Source organism: Nitrobacter sp. MLSD-S21, from assembly GCF_058809865.1.
This window is the reverse complement of sequence record NZ_JBXASZ010000003.1, coordinates 379480-395895: the sequence shown is the minus strand read 5'-3', so window position 1 is coordinate 395895 and position 16416 is coordinate 379480. Positions and strand designations below refer to the sequence as shown.

Sequence of the window (16416 nt, the reverse complement as noted above, 5' to 3'; positions counted from 1 at the left end):
ACCGGTAGCCATTTTGACTTGAAAGACGCTTCAGGAGAGCGGGCATAAATCCGTTTCGGCATTGTCTCCGGGTTTCCCCACCCGCACTATCTCCGAATGATTCGGGGTCGATCCAGGGACCAGCCAGGGAAATCGCCGGCCGTCGCGCAGCCGAGCTTCCGGCGCGAGCGTGGGCTGATGCAGCGTGGCGTTTGGCCGGTCGCGGGTTGCGACGAGGTCGGGCGCGGGCCATTGGCAGGACCGGTGGTTGCCGCCGCGGTCGTGCTGGATCCGAAGCGTATTCCCAAAGGCATCGATGATTCCAAACGTTTGACCGCTGCGCGCCGCGAGGAGCTGTTCGAGGAAATTGTGGCGACCGCATCTTTCGCGGTGGCCTGCGCGCCGATCGCACGGATCGACCGCGACAATATCTTGCGCGCATCGTTGTGGGCGCTCGCGCGCGCGGTCCATGCGTTGCCGGACACGCCGAAGCACGTCTTCGTCGATGGTCGCGACAGAATCGAGATCGCCTGCGAGTGCGAGCCGGTGATCGGCGGCGACGGGCTCGTGCTGTCGATTGCCGCCGCCTCGATCGTTGCCAAGGTCACGCGCGACCGGCTGATGTGCAAGCTGGCGCAGGACTGCCCCGGCTACGGCTTCGAGACACATAAGGGTTACGCGGTCCCCGGGCATCTCGAAGCGCTCGGCCGTCTCGGGCCAAGCCCTCATCATCGCAGCTTCTTTGCGCCGGTTGCTGCGGCGCGCGAACGTCACCGTGCTTCGCCCACCGGGGAAAGCGTCTCCGCGAGCGAAACGTCGACCCGAGGAGCGGTCGAGGCGGCAATCTGACCTGGTAAGATCTGACCTGGCAGGCTGGTTGCTTCGCCGGTTCATGCGCCGTATCACTCGCAGCCGCCTCCCTCCCGCGCACTTCGGAGCCCGGTTCAACTGTGTTGAATCGGACTCTGGCCTTAACTTTTTGATCGAGCATGATCTTATCCGAAAACCGGTTTCCACTTTTCGGGATCATGCTCTAAGAACTCCGCAAGACCCGCCGCCATCAGGTCCTTCATGCGCTTCACATCGCTGGTCGTCGAACTGATCCGCGCCAGACCGCTTTTGGTATTCTGGATCGTGGTGCTGTTTCAGGCAGCGATGTGGCTGTTGGTGCCCTTGCTGCTGTATCCGGCTCCGCCAGGTGATCTTGCGACTGCGCTGGCGTTTGGCCGGGAATATCTGGTCGGAACGGATCTCGGACCGCCTCTCGCGTTCTGGCTCGCGGACATCGCCTATCGCGCAGCCGGCAACCACATTTTCGGCGTCTACTTGTTGTCGCAGCTTTGCTTCATCGTTGCATTCCGGGTTCTGTTCGAACTGGCCCGGACTATCGTCGGTAGCCAGCAGGCTGTTCTGGCGGTTTTGCTGACTGTGACGGTCACCGCGTACGGGGCGCCCGGCCTGACGTTCGGTCCGTCGGTGCTCGCTCTGCCGCTGTGGTCGCTGTTGTTGCTGCATGGGTGGCGGATTGTCGGGCAGGGCCGCAATGCATGGTTCGCGCTATCGATCGAAGCCGGTCTGCTGCTGCTGACCACGCCGGCTGCCGCCGGATTGTTGCTGGCCCTCACCGTGTTCGCCTTGGCGACGGAGCGGGGCCGAAATGCCCTGGGTTCGGTCGATCCGCTGTTTGCGCTGCTGGTGATCGCGGTGCTCGCGTTGCCCTACCTGATCTGGCTGGTGCGCGCGGATGCACTCGGCGCGCCGCCTTGGCCCGATATTTTCGAACTGCATTTGCGGCTGTTGCGCTGGAGCGAACTGCTCCTCGCGCTCGTGTTCGCGACGGCTGGCCTTTTGCTGCTGGTTGTCCTCAATTCCAGTTTCGTCAATCGGAAGCCTGAGGACGCGCCGGTGATCGTGCGGCCGCCAGTGGATCCGTTGGCGCAGACATTCGTCTATGCCTTCGCCCTCGCGCCGGCCCTCGGCGGAAGTCTGGTGGCGGCCCTGTTCGGGGTCGATCACGTCATCGGAGGCGCACCGATTGCGCTGTCGATGTCTGGTCTGGCGGTTGTCCTGCTTTCCGGCGATCTCATCCATCTACGCCGTCTGCGTGTACTTCGCGTGGCGTGGCTCGCCGCCGTCGTGGCTCCGGCGCTGGCTGTGATTGCGACTGTCATTGTTCAGCCGTGGTTCGCCAACACCGAGGTTGCGACATCTATCCCGGCATCTGCCATCGGCACTTTCTTTGGCGAGAATTTCGAGCGTCGCACCAATCGCCCGCTGCCGGCTGTCGCGGGCGATCCGCTGCTTGCGGCCCTCGTCGCGCTCGGTCCCTCGCGACCCCATCTCCTGCTCGATGCGAGTCCCGAGCGCACGCCGTGGATAACGTCGGCAAAGTTCACCGAACTCGGCGGGGTCGTGGTCTGGCGAGCGTCCGACACCGCGGGTACGCCGCCCGAAGCCATTGCCAAGCGGTTTCCGGGCATTGTGCCGGAGATTCCGCGCACGTTTGGGCGTCTCGTCAACGGCCGGCTGCCTTTATTGCGGATCGGTTGGGCCATCGTCCGGCCGAAAGCGCTGTGACGCCTTCCTTCAGGTGGATGCCGATTGCTCCGGCGTCTTATCTTCCAGTGCCCTGGCGACGGCGCGTAAGTCCAGCCACGCCATCCGCTTGTAGGACGGTGAGCGCAGGAGGTATGCCGGATGGAACGTCGCCATCGCACGGATTGTTCGCATACCGGTGTCGTAGTCGAACCATTTGCCGCGGGTTCTCATGATTCCCTCACGGGTTTGCAGGAGCGTCTGCGTTGAGGGATTGCCGAGGGTGACCAGAACGTCAGGGTTCACCAGTTCGATCTGGCGTCGGATGAACGGCAGGCAAATCTGAGTTTCCTGCGGCGTCGGCGTCCGGTTGCCGGGCGGGCGCCATGGAATGACGTTGGCGATGTAGACGTCGCTGCGCTTGAGGCCTATCGCCCCTATCATCCGGTTGAGAAGTTGCCCTGAACGGCCGACGAACGGCAAGCCCTCGATGTCCTCGTCGCGCCCCGGCGCCTCGCCGACGAACATCAGCCGCGCCTGCGGGTTGCCGTCGGCGAAGACCAGTCGCGAAGCGGTGAATTTCAGCGCGCAGCCCTCGAAGCTCTCGAGCAGGGCGCGCAGAGCGTCGAGTGAGGGGGCGGTGCGGGCGGCCTCGCGCGCGGATTCGATCGCAATGTCTGGCGGCGGGGCAATTCCGGCGCGAGGTGCTGCCGTGGCGGTCTGGCGAGGCGGCTGCCGTGCCGCGACGGGAGCGGTTCCCGCCTCAGCGGCGGCTGGCCGGTCGGGAGGTGTCAGATCAGGCGTGGAGAGGCGGTCGATCGGTTCATCCCCCAGCGCACAGTCGACCCCCGCTTCGAGATAGAAGGTCAGGAGTTCCCGCACAGTGGTCGCTTGATCTGATGTCATGTGGGATCCACGATTTGCCGGACACGAACCTGCAAGGGGGTCTGCGTGGAACGCAGGACGGGTGCTTTCCCTGGTTGTTCTCGAGTAAAAAATCGGAAACAACAAGCCGCAGAAGCATTACAAACGCGAAGGTCGCCGGTTGCGGAAGCAGAACATGAGCAGCGACGAATTGCCACCGCGCGAGTCGATGGATTTCGATGTCGTTATCGTTGGCGCGGGACCATCCGGCCTGTCGGCGGCGATCCGGCTCAAGCAGCTCGATTCCGATCTTAGTATCGTCATCGTTGAAAAAGGGTCGGAGGTCGGCGCCCATATCCTGTCCGGCGCGGTGATCGATCCTGCCGGGCTCGACAAGCTGGTGCCGGACTGGCGGAACGATCTCGATTGCCCCCTCAAGACGCAGGTCAAAGACGACCGGTTCTATTGGATGACGCGGGGTAGCGCGATCCGGCTTCCCGGCTTCCTCATGCCGCCGCTGATGAACAATCATCACTGCTACATCGGCTCGCTCGGCAACGTCTGCCGCTGGCTTGCGCGGAAAGCGGAAGCGCTCGGTATCGAAATCTATCCCGGCTTCGCGGCAACGGAAGTGCTCTACAACGACGATGGCGCGGTGCGCGGCATTGCGACCGGCGACATGGGCGTCGCACGGGACGGCTCGCGAAAGAGTTCCTACACACGCGGCATGGAACTGCTCGGCAAGTATACGCTGTTCGCGGAAGGCGCCCGGGGCAGCTTGTCGAAGCAGTTGAATGCGAGATTTGCGCTCGACAAGACCAGTGAACCGCCAGAATTCGGTATCGGCTTCAAGGAGGTCTGGCAGGTCGACCCCGCCCGGCATCGCAACGGGCTGATCCAGCACTCATTCGGTTGGCCGCTGAACAATTCCACCGGCGGCGGCTCGTTTCTCTATCACTATGACGACGATCGCGTCGCCGTCGGATTCGTGGTTCACCTCAACTATGACGATCCGTACCTGTCACCGTTCGATGAGTTCCAGCAGTTCAAGACCCATCCCGCGATCCGGAGCGTGTTCGAAGGCGGCAAACGGCTCGCCTACGGTGCGCGCGCCATCACCGAGGGCGGCTACCAGTCGGTGCCGCGCCTAACCTTTCCGGGCGGCGCGCTGATCGGCTGCGCGGCGGGATTCGTTAACGTTCCGCGCATCAAGGGCGTTCACAACGCAATGGGCAGCGGAATGCTGGCTGCGGAGCACGTCGCTGCGGCGCTCGGCAGCGGGCGCGCCAACGACGAGATCGCCGAATATGAGAATGCCTGGCGCGGTTCCGCGGTCGGCAGGGATCTATTCAAGGTCCGTAACGTCAAGCCGTTATGGTCGAAGTTCGGCACCCTCGCCGGGGTGGCGTTGGGCGGCCTTGACATGTGGACCAACACTTTGTTCGGTTTCTCGTTGTTGGGAACTTGGCCGCACGCAAAGCCGGACGGTCAGACGCTCGACCCAGCCAGAGCCCATGTGCGGATCGTCTATCCGAAGCCGGACGGCAAACTGACCTTCGACAAACTTTCGTCGGTGTTCCTCTCCAACACCAATCACGAGGAGGATCAGCCGGTTCATTTGAAGGTCGCCGATATGACCCTGCAGAAGACCTCGGAACACGACGTGTATGCCGGTCCGTCGAGCCGTTATTGTCCTGCCGGCGTTTATGAATGGGTGGAGGAAGGCTCGACCGTGCGTTATCAGATCAACGCGCAGAACTGCGTCCACTGCAAGACCTGTGATGTGAAAGACCCAAATGGCAACATCACCTGGGTGCCGCCCGAAGGGGGCGGTGGACCCAACTACGAGGCGATGTGATCTGCGGATGCCTGCGATTATGAGCGCGGCCCTGATAACGCCATACTTGGCGATGCAAGCAGTTGGGTCGCCGCCGATCCTTGCCGCGGGAGGTCAAACGCGCCATTGTCGCGCGGCTGGTTGAGGTCAGTGGTGAATACCAGACAACAAATGTCAATCCAGCCCCGATCCGGGCTTGCGAGCGTTCCTTGATTCGCATTTGCAAAGACACTCGCTGAAACGCGGCGCAAATGTTAGAAGCGGATCATGCAATGGTGCCGGCCGGGTTGCATATTGAAAACCCTGATGTTCGTGCCGTGAAATCTGGAGCTACGCGAATCCCGATGTTGTCCATTCGTCTCAATCGCCTGGCGATGATTGTCGCTGCTGCGACATTGTTGGCTCCGTCCGGTCCGGTAGCGGCTCAGACGCCGGACCATCCGACCGAAACCGCGCAATTTCCGAGTGCCAAGGATCTGCGCACCATGACGACGTCGGGCAGCTATCTCGCTGCGCGCCATGCCAGCGTTGAGCGCGACGCCATGTCTGCGGCGACGTTCTATCGTTCGGCGTTGCGTACCGATCCAAAAAACAACGAGCTTCTGGATCGCGCGTTCATTTCGTCGCTGGCCGAAGGCGATATCGCCATCGCCGTGAAGCTGGCCGACCGCATTCTCGCTATCGATAAATCCAACCGGGTCGCGCGGCTGGTTGTCGGCGTCCATAATCTGAAGTTGAAGAAGTACGCGGTCGCCCAAAAAAATATCAAACAGTCCATCCGAGGACCGATCACCGATCTCGTGGCGACTCTGCTGGCGGGCTGGGCCGACTATGGCGCGGACGACACTAAACAGGCCGTCGCCAACATTGACGCGCTGACCGGTCCGGAATGGTACCCGATCTTCAAGGATCTGCATTCGGGGATGTTGCTCGATCTTGCGGGCCGGAACAAAGAAGCCGGCGCTCGTCTCGAGCGCGCTTACAAACTCGACGATTCGGCGCTCCGCGTGGCCGATGCCTATGCGCGGTGGCTGTCGCGCAACAAGGACGGCGCTGCGGCGTTGGCCGTGTATGAGGCGTTCGACAAAAAGCTGGCGCGGCATCCGTTGATTCAGGAAGGCATCAAAGAGATCAAGGCTGGCAAGAAGCTGCCGCAACTCGTCAGCTCGCCGCAAACCGGCGCCGCCGAAGCCCTTTACGGCATCGGCGCATCCTTGACCCGGCGCGGCGGCGAGGACCTGGCTCTGGTCTATTTGCAGCTCGCACTTTATCTCTCGCCCGATCATTCAATGGCGCTGTTGTCACTCGCCGATCTCTATGAATCAGTGAAGAAGCCGGAGATGGCGATCGGCGTCTATCAGCGTGTACCGGTCGATTCCCCGCTGAAGCGCAATGCCCAGATTCAACTTGCTACCAATCTCGATGCCGTTGATCGCAGCGACGAGGCGATCAAAATTCTCAGGGGTGTCACGGAGCAGGATTCGAGCGACCTGGAAGCCATCATGGCGCTCGGCAACGTCGAGCGGGGCCGCAAGAAGTTTGCCGATTGCGCAAAGACCTACGGCAAAGGCATCGACGTCATCGCCGAGACTAAGGGCAAGCCGAATTGGGTCTACTACTATTTCCGCGGTATCTGCGAAGAACGGTCAAAGAACTGGGGCAAGGCGGAAGCCGACATGAAGAAGGCGCTCGAAATTCAGCCCGAGCAGCCACATGTGCTGAATTATCTCGGTTACTCCTGGATCGACCGCGGCCTCAATCTCGATGAAGCCATGAAGATGATCAAGCACGCCGTCGATCAGCGGCCGGACGACGGCTATATCGTCGACAGCCTCGGCTGGGCCTATTACCGCATCGGCAATTACGACGAGGCGGTCAAGACGCTGGAGCGCGCCATCAACCTCAAGCCCGAGGATCCGACGGTGAACGATCACCTTGGCGACGCTTACTGGCGCGTCGGCCGGACGCTGGAAGCAAGATTTCAGTGGGCGCACGCGCGCGACCTGAAGCCGGAAGCCGAAGAGTTACCGAAAATCGAGGCGAAGATCGAAAAAGGCTTGCCGGCGGACGAAACTCCGTCAGCCGCCTCGGCGGACAAAAAGAAGGATGACGGCAAGGGCGGCTAAGGAGGGCGGTGGCCACCCCGGCCGTCGTGGCGGCGTCGCTTGCGAAAGTTACACCTCCGTCGCGAACTACGCCCGCCGCAATCGCAAAAATCATTTGATTCATGTGCCGTTTTTGGATTTGACATCCGCTATGATCGTCACCGGCGCTACGGATCTGGAAACGGCCACACCGGCGCTGAGCGAGACGGCGCGCGCCAAGGTCAATCTGACGCTGCGGGTCGTAGGCCGGCGCGCCGACGGTTTTCACGATCTCGAAAGCGTGGTGGCATTTGCCGACTGCGTCGATCGTCTCACGCTGACACAGGGCGCGGATCTATCGCTGGTTGCTGGCGGCCCGCGGGCGCAGGAGTGCGGCCAGACAGCCGATAATCTCATTCTTAAGGCGGCGCGGCTATTCAGCGAACGGGTCGCGAATCTGAAGGTAGGCGCCTTCGCGCTGGACAAGCATTTGCCGGTCGCAGCCGGCATCGGCGGCGGATCAGCTGATGCGGCTGCGGCGTTGCGGCTTCTGGCGAGGGTCAACGGCATTGCGATGGGCGATCCGCGATTGCTGGAGACGGCGCGACTGACCGGCGCCGACGTGCCGGTTTGTGTCCGCTCGGCAAGCTGCGTCATGACGGGCGTTGGCGAATCGTTGTTGCCGCTGGATCTGCCGGCGATGCCCGCTGTCCTGGTCAACCCCCGCGTTCCCGTCGCCACAAAGGAGATCTTCGCCGCACTCGGCCTTCGCAAAGGTGAACTGAATGTCGGCGTCAACGATGTGATCGAGGCTATCGTGTGGCCAAAGGCCGGTGCTCCGATGGACGATTGGCTCACTATGCTGTCGGACGGTACCAATGATCTCGAAGCACCGGCGATCCGCATTCAGCCGGTGATCGGTGAGGTGCTGGCGAGGTTGCGGGCAACCGGCGCGCGGCTGTCACGGATGTCGGGCTCGGGCGCGACGTGCTTTGCGATCTTCAGCGACGAGGCGGATGCACATCACGCCGCGCAGACGATCCGGCTCGATCGCCCGCAATGGTGGGTTCATGTGGGGATGCTGGGCGGCGGCTCGTGACGGAGCTTGACGGTTCTCATTCCGCGGCACGGGCGGACATCATCGCTCCGGATCGTCAGTGCGACCGTGCCAGGCAGAACGCGACGACTTGTTCCAGCGCGCTCTTCATCGGCGATGGCGGAAACAGCGCTAGCGCATCGACCGCCATCGCGCCGTAGTGCTGAGCGCGATTGAGGGTATCCTCCAGCGCGCGATGCTTGGTCATCAGCCCGATGGCGTAATTGAGGTCGGAGTCGCCGATCTTGCCTTCCTCGAGCGCCCGCACCCAGAATTCGCGCTCGACATCGTTGCCGCGCCGGAACGCCAGCACGACCGGCAAGGTGATCTTGCCTTCGCGGAAATCATCGCCGACATTCTTGCCGAGCTTCGCCGACTTCCCTCCGTAATCAAGCACGTCATCGACAAGCTGGAAGGCGATCCCGAGGTTCATGCCGAAGCTTGCAGCCGCCGTTTCCTCAGCCTTTGGACGGCCGCCGAGCACCGGACCGACCTCGCAGGCGGCGGCGAATAGCTCGGCTGTCTTGCCGCGGATGACCGCGAGGTATTCGTCCTCCGTTGTGGCGGTATTCTTCGCCGCCGCAAGCTGCATGACTTCTCCCTCGGCGATGGTGGCCGCCGCCGAAGACAGGATGTCGAGCGCGCGTAGCGAGCCGACCTCGACCATCATTCGGAACGCCTGCCCAAGCAGGAAATCGCCGACGAGAACGCTGGCCTCGTTGCCCCACACCATGCGGGCCGAGAGCTTGCCGCGGCGCAGCTCGCTTTCGTCGACCACGTCGTCGTGCAGCAGTGTCGCGGTGTGCATGAATTCCACCGAAGCCGCGAGCTTGACGTGACCTTCACCGGAATAACCGGCGAGATTGGCCATCGCCAGCGTTAGCATCGGGCGCAGCCGCTTGCCGCCAGACGAGATCAGGTGGGTGGCGACATCGGGGATCATCGTGACTTCGGACCCGGTCCGCGACAGGATGGTGGCGTTGACGCGCTCCATGTCGGCGGCGACGAGTTCGACGAGTTGGTCAATGGAGCCTGTCGAGTGACTTTCGAAGGGGACGATGACCGCCAAGCATGGATCTCCGGTTTGCGAAATTCGTCTCATTCCAACCGCTGCACCATAGAAAGTGCCGGTCGACCCGGCAAGCGCAGGTAGTGGTTGACATGGAGGTGTTGACATGGGCCACAGGGGCGTGAAGCTGGTTACGCCGGAGAACGTGACGTTGCGGGAATTGGTTCGAACCAACGATCTGGTGTTGGTGTCGGCGATCGGCGCGTTGCTGGACGGTGCCGGGATTTTTCACCTGGTGCTGGATCAGAACATGAGCGTGATCGAGGGGTCGCTCGGGGTGCTGCCCCGCCGCATTCTGGTGAATGAGGATGACAATCGCGCGGCGCGACAGCTTCTCACCGAGGCCGGGCTTGCTCACGAGTTACGCCCCGATGACCGACAATCGACCTGACGTCGGAGAGGATGCGTTTCTCGGCGGACGGCTGCGGTTGTATCAGCCTTCGTCCGGCCATCGCGCCGGCCACGACGCCATGCTGCTCGCCGCCGCCACGCCGGGCAGGCCCGGCGATCGTATCGTCGATTTCGGAGCGGGCGTGGGTGCTGCCGGGCTCGCGGTGGCAACGCGGATCGACAACGTCGATCTGGTGCTGGTTGAGCGCGACGAAACCCTTGCCGTTCTGGCGCGCCGAAACGCGGTTCTCAACAGTCTCGCGGCGCGGGTCTGCATCCTCGATATCGCAGCAGAGGCGGAGACGTTCGCACGTGTCGGTCTTGGTCCCGACACCGCCGATGTGGTATTGATGAATCCTCCCTTCAACGATGCCGTACGGCACCGGCCGTCGCCGGACCAGGGTCGTCGCGCGGCACATGTCGCGGAACCGTCGGGTCTGGGCATCTGGACTCACGCCGCGCGGCGTATGCTGAAATCCGGGGGCGTGCTCAGCCTGATCTGGCGCAGCGACGGTCTGGCCGAGGTGCTTAGCGCGCTTGATCGCGGCTTCGGCGATATCGCGATCCGGCCCGTGCATCCGGACCCCCGCAAGCCCGCGATCCGCGTTCTGGTTCGCGCGGTCAAGGGGAGCCGGGCGCCGCTCAGACTTTGCCCGGATTTGATGCTCAGCGATGAGATGGGCCGTCCCACCAGAGAGGCTCAGGTTGTTCTCGTAGGCGGTCAGGCTCTTGCGCCCACGGGGCTCCGGTGAAACGGCGGTGCCGAAGGCGCGGTGTCCCTCCGCCCGTCCATTGCAGAGGAGCGCTGGCTGCCTCGCGCGGACTTGACGCGAATTGTCGCAAGAAGGCTACCGGTGAGTGCCTCGGGTAGATAGATGCTATCTTCATCTTAATCAGGCGATTGGATGATGACGAATTGCCGAGGGAAACGCCATGAGCGGACGGATAAAAGCAGCGCTGATAAAACTGGTTCCCAAGCGATGGCAGCGCGGGGCGGTGGTGCCGGTGGTGCGGTTGTCCGGCGTGATCGGCGCGGTCACGCCGCTCAAGCCTGGCATGACGCTCGCCGGCGTCGCCAAAACGCTGGAGCGGGCGTTTGCGGTGGACAACGCCAAAGCGGTGGCGCTGGTGGTCAATTCGCCGGGCGGTTCGCCGGTTCAGTCGCGCCAGATTTACCTGCGTATCCGGCAGCTCGCGCAGGAGAAAGAGCTTCCGGTGCTGGTCTTCGTCGAGGACGTCGCCGCCTCGGGCGGTTACATGATCGCCTGTGCGGGGGACGAGATTTTTTGCGATCCCTCTTCGATCCTGGGTTCGATCGGTGTGGTCGGCAGCAGCTTCGGCTTCACCGAACTGATCAGGAAAATCGGGGTCGAGCGAAGGCTGTATACGGCAGGCGAACACAAGGCGACGCTCGATCCCTTTCTTCCGGAAAACCCCGACGACGTGGGGCGGCTGAAGGCGATCCAGCGCGAGATCCACGCGACCTTCATCGAACTGGTGAAGGCAAGCCGCGGGGAGCGGCTGAAGGGAACGGACGACCTTTTGTTCACCGGAGAATACTGGGCCGGCGAGCGATCGGTCGCGCTCGGCCTTGCGGATGCGGTCGGCGATCTCCGCTCGACGCTGCGGGATCGGTTCGGCGATAAGGTCAGCACGCCGCTGATAGCGCCTTCGACCGGTCTGCTATCGGGGCTGTTTGGCCGCAAGGCGGGAGCTGGAACGATGACCTCGTTTGATGGCATCGCGGGGCTGCCGGACGGGTTGATTTCCGCCCTCGAGACCCGGGCAATCTGGGCCAGGTTCGGATTTTAGGCCGCCGGAGGGCATGCCGAATTCCGGTGTCATCAATTTGAAAACATCGATTGCGGGAACGATCAGGTTGCGCAAGAATATGGGCAATTGGGGGCCGACAACGAAGGAAGAGGATCGACCGATGCCGCCGCTGATTGCACTTGCAGCTACTCTGGGTGGACTAGTTGTGGTCCGCTGGTTCTACAACACCGCCAAGCGGATCAATCAGGAGCTCGAGGAAGCACGGATGACTCGCGTGGCCGAGCCCGTGCGCCGCGATATCCCGACGCTGCGGCGCGATCACACTGGCGCCTATCGGCCTGATTAGGATTGTGCGACCCGCCTGGAGGTCGCCGGACTCGTGCCGGTCGCGGGTGGATCCCGTTAACCCTCAGCGGTAAGTGCTCGTCGTCGCCTTGATTTGAGGAACGCGCGCCGATACGGTCGCGTCGCGTCGACCCATTTCGCGAATTCCCAAAAAGACGATGGACTCCTTGCCTCCGCATATGCGCCCGGAACGCTCGTTCCAGGGCCTGATCCTGACCTTGCAACGCTATTGGGCGGACCACGGTTGCGTCATCCTGCAGCCCTACGACATGGAAGTGGGGGCGGGCACCTTTCATCCGGCGACCACGCTTCGCGCGCTGGGTCCGAAGCGCTGGAACGCGGCCTATGTGCAGCCATCGCGCCGCCCCAAGGACGGCCGCTACGGCGAGAATCCCAACCGCCTGCAGCACTATTATCAGTTTCAGGTCATCCTCAAGCCGTCGCCGTCTGACATCCAGGACCTCTACCTGAAATCGCTCGCCGCGATCGGTGTCGACAGCGCGCTGCACGACATCCGCTTTGTCGAGGACGACTGGGAAAGCCCGACGCTGGGGGCGTGGGGGCTCGGTTGGGAGTGCTGGTGCGACGGCATGGAAGTCAGTCAGTTCACCTATTTCCAGCAGGTGGCCGGCGTCGAATGCGCGCCGGTGGCAGGCGAACTCACCTACGGGCTTGAACGGCTGGCGATGTACGTGCAAGGCGTCGACCGCGTCTACGATCTCAATTTCAATGGCCGCGAGGGCGCGGAGAAAGTCACTTACGGCGATGTGTTCCTTCAGGCCGAGCAGGAATATTCGCGGCACAATTTCGAGCATTCCGATGCCGAGATGTTGTTCAAGCAATTCTCGATGGCGGAAGAGGCTTGCAAGAAATATCTCGACGCGGGCTGGCGGGATGATCCAAAGCAGCCCGGCAAGCGCGAGGCGCATCTGATGGCGCTGCCCGCCTATGACCAGTGCATCAAGGCGAGCCACGTCTTCAACCTGCTCGACGCGCGCGGCGTGATCTCGGTGACCGAGCGGCAAAGCTATATCCTGCGTGTGCGCGAACTGGCGAAAGCCTGCGGCGAGGCGTGGCTGCATACCGAAGCTGGCGGCGTCTGAACAATGCCTGATCTTCTGCTCGAACTTTTCTCCGAGGAAATTCCCGCGCGCATGCAGGCGAAGGCGGCGGACGATCTGCGCAGGATGGTCACCGACAAGCTCGTGGCCGAGGGCCTCGTCTATGAGGGCGCGAAAGCCTTCGTCACGCCGCGTCGCCTCGCACTCACCGTGCACGGCATTCCGGCGCGCCAGCCCGATCTTAAGGACGAGCGCAAGGGGCCGAAGGTCGGTGCGCCCGACGCCGCCGTGCAGGGATTTCTGAAAGCCGCTGGGCTGAAATCGCTCGAGGAAGCCAAAATCCAGCGCGATCCGAAGAAGGGCGATTTCTACGTCGCGCTGATCGAAAAGCCGGGACGGCCTGCGATCGATGTGCTGGCGGAATTCCTGCCCGTGATCGTGCGCACCTTCCCGTGGCCGAAGCAGATGCGCTGGGGCGAGCGTTCGGCGAAACCCGGCGCGCTGACCTGGGTGCGGCCGCTGCATTCCATCATCGCGACCTTCGGCATGGAGACCGAAGAGCCCGACATCGTGCGGTTCGACGTGGCCGGCATCGAAGCTGGACAGACCACGCGCGGTCACAGATTCATGGCGCCGGACGAATTCAGCGTGCGCCGCTTCGAGGATTACGAAGCGAAGCTGCACGATGCGAAGGTCGTGCTCGATCCGCAGCGCCGCAAGGACATTATCCTCGCCGACGCGAAAGAACTGGCGTTCGCGCAAGGCTATGAGCTGGTCGAGGATCAGGTGTTGCTCGATGAGGTGTCCGGCCTTGTCGAATGGCCTGTGGTGCTGATGGGCTCGTTCGATAAGGAATTTCTGTCGATACCGGGCGAAGTGATCCGCGCCACTATCCGCAACAACCAGAAGTGCTTTGTCGTCAACGATCCCAAAACGGGAAAGCTCGCCAACAAGTTCATTCTCGTCGCCAACATCGAGGCATCGGACGGCGGCAAGGCCATCGTCGCCGGCAACGAGCGCGTGATCCGTGCGCGGCTGGCGGATGCAAAGTTCTTCTACGAGACCGATCTGAAAACCAAACTCGAAGACCGGCTGCCGAAGTTCGATCAGATTGTGTTTCACGAAAAGCTCGGCACGCAGGCGGAGCGCATCGCGCGCATCGAGTGGCTTGCCTCTAAAATCGCGCCGCTGGTCGGTGCGGATGTTGCGAAGGCGAAGCGCGCCGCGCGATTGTGCAAGGCCGATTTGCTCACCGAGGTCGTCGGCGAATTTCCCGAGCTGCAGGGCCTGATGGGGAAATACTACGCGCAGGCCGCTGGCGAGGATGCTTCGGTCGCCGCCGCGTGTGAGGAGCACTACAAGCCGCAGGGTCCGAACGATCGCGTGCCGAGCGATCCCGTGAGTGTTGCTGTGGCGCTGGCCGACAAGATCGACACGCTGGTCGGTTTCTGGGCGATTGATGAGAAGCCAACGGGAAGCAAGGATCCTTATGCGTTGCGACGTGCGGCGCTGGGGGTGATCAGATTAGTGTTGGAAAACAATCTGCGGCTAGGTCTCGAACTGATATTTGTCGGCGCCCACGGCTTCCTGTCTTATGGACTAATTTTAAGGGAGCGTCAGAATTTTGCTGCCGCGTTAGAAGAGGCCGGGAAGCGTATTTCCATCGTAAAGCCGATTGCTGAGGCATACGAGGCTGGCTATGAAGAAGGAGCGAAAGAGCGTCTGCGAGCAAAAGCAGCAGCTGATATTCCAAACCTCCTCTCCTTCTTTGCAGACCGCCTGAAAGTACAACTCCGCGAACAGGGTGCGCGGCACGATCTGGTTGACGCGGTGTTTGCTCTGGAAGGACAGGATGATCTTCTGATGGTCGTCCGCCGCGTCGAGGCGCTCGGAAAGTTTCTCGACACCGACGACGGCAAGAACCTGCTCGCTGGCACCAAACGCGCGTCGAACATTCTTTCCATCGAGGAAAAGAAGGACAAGCGCAGCTTCGACGGCGCGCCGGATGCCTCGCTCTACAAGTTGGACGAAGAGAAGGCGCTTGCCGCGGCCATCAACGATGTGAAACGTGAGGCGAGCGCTGCTGTTGCGAACGAAGACTTTGCCGCCGCCATGTCCGCGATGGCGAAACTGCGGCCCGCGGTCGATGCCTTCTTCGAGAAGGTGAAGGTCAACGACGACGACGCGAAGATCCGTGAGAACCGCCTCAAGCTGCTCAACGAGATTCGCGCGGCCACGCGCACGGTCGCGGATTTCTCGAAGATACAGGATTGACGCGCAGCATTCGGCCGTCACGATAAACCGAAGGCCCGTCCCAGGGTACCGGACGGGCCTTCGACCGCGTGACCTCGACATCGTCGTTGTCGCGCGGACCGATACCCGCGCGACGCACTTTTCGTTATCTGCTTAGCGGATTAATCGATCACCTGCATGATGCGCCGCGTGCGCGGCTCGATCAGCACGGTTTCGCCATTCACCACGGTGTAGCGATAAGGCGTTGCGCCGAAACGCTGCGGTACGTCGTAAAGGGTCACGCCTTCTTCGGCCAGGACCGTGCCGACTGCGATGCGTTGGGAAACGGTATAAGATGGCACGCGCTCGGTTACGACGTATTCGCGAAACGCCGGGCGTTGCTCGATTGTAATTCCCCCGTCGGCGCTCACTTCGACCGGCTGGGTGACGACCACATCAGTCGAGGGTGCCGCGCCGATCGTGGTGCTTTGCGCATGAGCGCTGTATCCCGCGCCGAGCGCAGTTATCAGCGTGGCAAAAGCCAGAGCGGTATTCCGCATGGTAGCCTCCATTGAGGTCGGACGCGCTTTTTTTACGCCGTCCGTTCGACGTCATGCCAATTCAGTTCGCCAGCGATCGTTCCGCGCGCAAGTTTGGCATTTCGGGGGCGGGCTTGTGGCGCGGCAAAAGATGAAAGTGAGGTGAAACTCGCCCGAATCTCAGACCATGCTGTCAAGAAGCGCCAGCGGCGGATAGAGTTTCTGCGATTCGCAAACAGCATCGGTGGAGGTTTCTTAATGGTCATCACGGCAGCGCATATCCAGCCTATCGTGGCGTTGGTCGCGGGCGTCTTGATCCTGCTGATGCCGCGTTTTCTCAATCTGCTCGTTGCCATCTATCTCATCTTCGTCGGCCTTTCCGGCCTCGGCGTGTTCAAGATGCTGCATTTCTAACTTCTTCGAACACCCACCCGATTGATGCTCTTCGCTGCGGTGCAATCGTCGCCACGTCAGCGACGTTGAGGTCGGCCGGCTGCGAAGGTGAAAGGCTTTGAGGGGAGGCTGTACGGATGCCAATTGATGCGGCGCGCCGCAGAGCCAGCACGCTCTCTGTATCGCCGAACAGAGCCCAAAGCGATCACGGCGCTCCCG

15 protein-coding genes are annotated in these 16416 nt (G+C 62.1%); 12 read left to right on the top strand and 3 right to left on the bottom strand.

Features of this window, described 5'->3' with window-relative positions:
* Positions 1-96: 96 nt before the first annotated feature.
* Both rnhB and AC1RT6_RS11855 read left to right on the top strand, forming a co-directional pair.
* The gene (gene rnhB / locus AC1RT6_RS11860) at positions 97-828 is read left to right on the top strand and encodes a ribonuclease HII (RefSeq protein WP_079447608.1); all 732 of its coding nucleotides are present in this window, start codon (positions 97-99) and stop codon (positions 826-828) included.
* A gap of 222 nt (positions 829-1050) precedes the next feature.
* Positions 1051-2556 carry a glycosyltransferase family 39 protein gene (locus AC1RT6_RS11855; protein WP_079447607.1) on the top strand — a complete coding sequence of 502 codons (1506 nt, stop codon included), beginning with the start codon at positions 1051-1053 and terminating at the stop codon, positions 2554-2556.
* Positions 2557-2565: 9 nt separating this feature from the next.
* Here the strand turns inward: AC1RT6_RS11855 and AC1RT6_RS11850 are convergent, their stop codons facing one another.
* Positions 2566-3420 carry a uracil-DNA glycosylase gene (locus AC1RT6_RS11850; RefSeq protein ID WP_079447606.1) on the bottom strand — a complete coding sequence of 285 codons (855 nt, stop codon included), beginning with the start codon at positions 3418-3420 and terminating at the stop codon, positions 2566-2568.
* A gap of 154 nt (positions 3421-3574) precedes the next feature.
* On the opposite strand from AC1RT6_RS11850, the gene AC1RT6_RS11845 reads away from it, so the two are divergent.
* The 3 genes from AC1RT6_RS11845 to AC1RT6_RS11835 all read left to right on the top strand — a co-directional run bounded on the left by AC1RT6_RS11845 (position 3575) and on the right by AC1RT6_RS11835 (position 8398).
* The gene (locus AC1RT6_RS11845) at positions 3575-5236 is read left to right on the top strand and encodes an electron transfer flavoprotein-ubiquinone oxidoreductase (protein WP_079447605.1); all 1662 of its coding nucleotides are present in this window, start codon (positions 3575-3577) and stop codon (positions 5234-5236) included.
* A 323-nt stretch (positions 5237-5559) separates the two neighbouring features.
* Complete coding sequence (locus AC1RT6_RS11840) at positions 5560-7341, top strand: tetratricopeptide repeat protein (RefSeq protein ID WP_079447706.1); 1782 nt, start codon at positions 5560-5562, stop codon at positions 7339-7341.
* A gap of 130 nt (positions 7342-7471) precedes the next feature.
* Positions 7472-8398, top strand: coding sequence for a 4-(cytidine 5'-diphospho)-2-C-methyl-D-erythritol kinase (locus AC1RT6_RS11835; protein ID WP_079447705.1), 927 nt, complete (start codon positions 7472-7474; stop codon positions 8396-8398).
* Positions 8399-8453: 55 nt separating this feature from the next.
* Here the strand turns inward: AC1RT6_RS11835 and AC1RT6_RS11830 are convergent, their stop codons facing one another.
* Positions 8454-9464 carry a polyprenyl synthetase family protein gene (locus AC1RT6_RS11830; protein ID WP_079447604.1) on the bottom strand — a complete coding sequence of 337 codons (1011 nt, stop codon included), beginning with the start codon at positions 9462-9464 and terminating at the stop codon, positions 8454-8456.
* Positions 9465-9615: 151 nt separating this feature from the next.
* On the opposite strand from AC1RT6_RS11830, the gene AC1RT6_RS11825 reads away from it, so the two are divergent.
* The 6 genes from AC1RT6_RS11825 (at position 9616) to glyS (ending at position 15307) form a co-directional block, all read left to right on the top strand.
* Entirely contained in the window at positions 9616-9855 is a 240-nt protein-coding gene (locus tag AC1RT6_RS11825) for a putative signal transducing protein (RefSeq protein WP_079447704.1), read from the top strand.
* Positions 9836-10606 carry a tRNA1(Val) (adenine(37)-N6)-methyltransferase gene (locus AC1RT6_RS11820; protein ID WP_079447603.1) on the top strand — a complete coding sequence of 257 codons (771 nt, stop codon included), beginning with the start codon at positions 9836-9838 and terminating at the stop codon, positions 10604-10606. Before AC1RT6_RS11825 ends, AC1RT6_RS11820 begins: the two co-directional genes overlap by 20 nt.
* Positions 10607-10787: 181 nt before the next feature.
* Positions 10788-11666, top strand: coding sequence for a S49 family peptidase (locus AC1RT6_RS11815; protein WP_079447602.1), 879 nt, complete (start codon positions 10788-10790; stop codon positions 11664-11666).
* Between the two features lie 121 nt (positions 11667-11787).
* The gene (locus AC1RT6_RS11810) at positions 11788-11973 is read left to right on the top strand and encodes a hypothetical protein (protein WP_079447703.1); all 186 of its coding nucleotides are present in this window, start codon (positions 11788-11790) and stop codon (positions 11971-11973) included.
* 157 nt (positions 11974-12130) lie between these two features.
* Entirely contained in the window at positions 12131-13075 is a 945-nt protein-coding gene (locus AC1RT6_RS11805; protein ID WP_079447601.1) for a glycine--tRNA ligase subunit alpha, read from the top strand.
* A gap of 3 nt (positions 13076-13078) precedes the next feature.
* On the top strand, positions 13079-15307 hold the full coding sequence (glyS, locus tag AC1RT6_RS11800) for a glycine--tRNA ligase subunit beta (RefSeq protein ID WP_079447600.1): 2229 nt from the start codon (positions 13079-13081) through the stop codon (positions 15305-15307).
* A gap of 140 nt (positions 15308-15447) precedes the next feature.
* On the opposite strand, the gene AC1RT6_RS11795 is transcribed toward glyS, so the two are convergent.
* A complete protein-coding gene (locus tag AC1RT6_RS11795) occupies positions 15448-15825 on the bottom strand; it encodes a DUF1236 domain-containing protein (RefSeq protein ID WP_079447702.1) in 378 nt (125 codons plus the stop codon).
* 237 nt (positions 15826-16062) lie between these two features.
* Here AC1RT6_RS11795 and AC1RT6_RS11790 point away from each other — a divergent pair, with 237 nt between their 5' ends.
* Positions 16063-16218: a DUF3096 domain-containing protein gene (locus AC1RT6_RS11790; protein ID WP_079447701.1), complete on the top strand. Its 156-nt coding sequence runs from the start codon at positions 16063-16065 to the stop codon at positions 16216-16218.
* The last annotated feature ends 198 nt before the right edge of the window (positions 16219-16416 follow it).

Bases quoted from the DNA above. Each gene is read 5' to 3' on its own strand.
- AC1RT6_RS11790 (WP_079447701.1), top strand. From the start codon at position 16,063: ATGGTCATCACGGCAGCGCATATCCAGCCTATCGTGGCGTTGGTCGCG.
- AC1RT6_RS11855 (WP_079447607.1), top strand. From the start codon at position 1,051: ATGCGCTTCACATCGCTGGTCGTCGAACTGATCCGCGCCAGACCGCTT.
- glyS (WP_079447600.1), top strand. From the start codon at position 13,079: ATGCCTGATCTTCTGCTCGAACTTTTCTCCGAGGAAATTCCCGCGCGC.
- AC1RT6_RS11835 (WP_079447705.1), top strand. From the start codon at position 7,472: ATGATCGTCACCGGCGCTACGGATCTGGAAACGGCCACACCGGCGCTG.
- AC1RT6_RS11795 (WP_079447702.1), bottom strand. From the start codon at position 15,825: ATGCGGAATACCGCTCTGGCTTTTGCCACGCTGATAACTGCGCTCGGC.
- AC1RT6_RS11815 (WP_079447602.1), top strand. From the start codon at position 10,788: ATGAGCGGACGGATAAAAGCAGCGCTGATAAAACTGGTTCCCAAGCGA.
- AC1RT6_RS11840 (WP_079447706.1), top strand. From the start codon at position 5,560: ATGTTGTCCATTCGTCTCAATCGCCTGGCGATGATTGTCGCTGCTGCG.
- AC1RT6_RS11805 (WP_079447601.1), top strand. From the start codon at position 12,131: ATGGACTCCTTGCCTCCGCATATGCGCCCGGAACGCTCGTTCCAGGGC.
- AC1RT6_RS11820 (WP_079447603.1), top strand. From the start codon at position 9,836: ATGACCGACAATCGACCTGACGTCGGAGAGGATGCGTTTCTCGGCGGA.
- AC1RT6_RS11845 (WP_079447605.1), top strand. From the start codon at position 3,575: ATGAGCAGCGACGAATTGCCACCGCGCGAGTCGATGGATTTCGATGTC.
- AC1RT6_RS11850 (WP_079447606.1), bottom strand. From the start codon at position 3,420: ATGACATCAGATCAAGCGACCACTGTGCGGGAACTCCTGACCTTCTAT.
- rnhB (WP_079447608.1), top strand. From the start codon at position 97: ATGATTCGGGGTCGATCCAGGGACCAGCCAGGGAAATCGCCGGCCGTC.
- AC1RT6_RS11810 (WP_079447703.1), top strand. From the start codon at position 11,788: ATGCCGCCGCTGATTGCACTTGCAGCTACTCTGGGTGGACTAGTTGTG.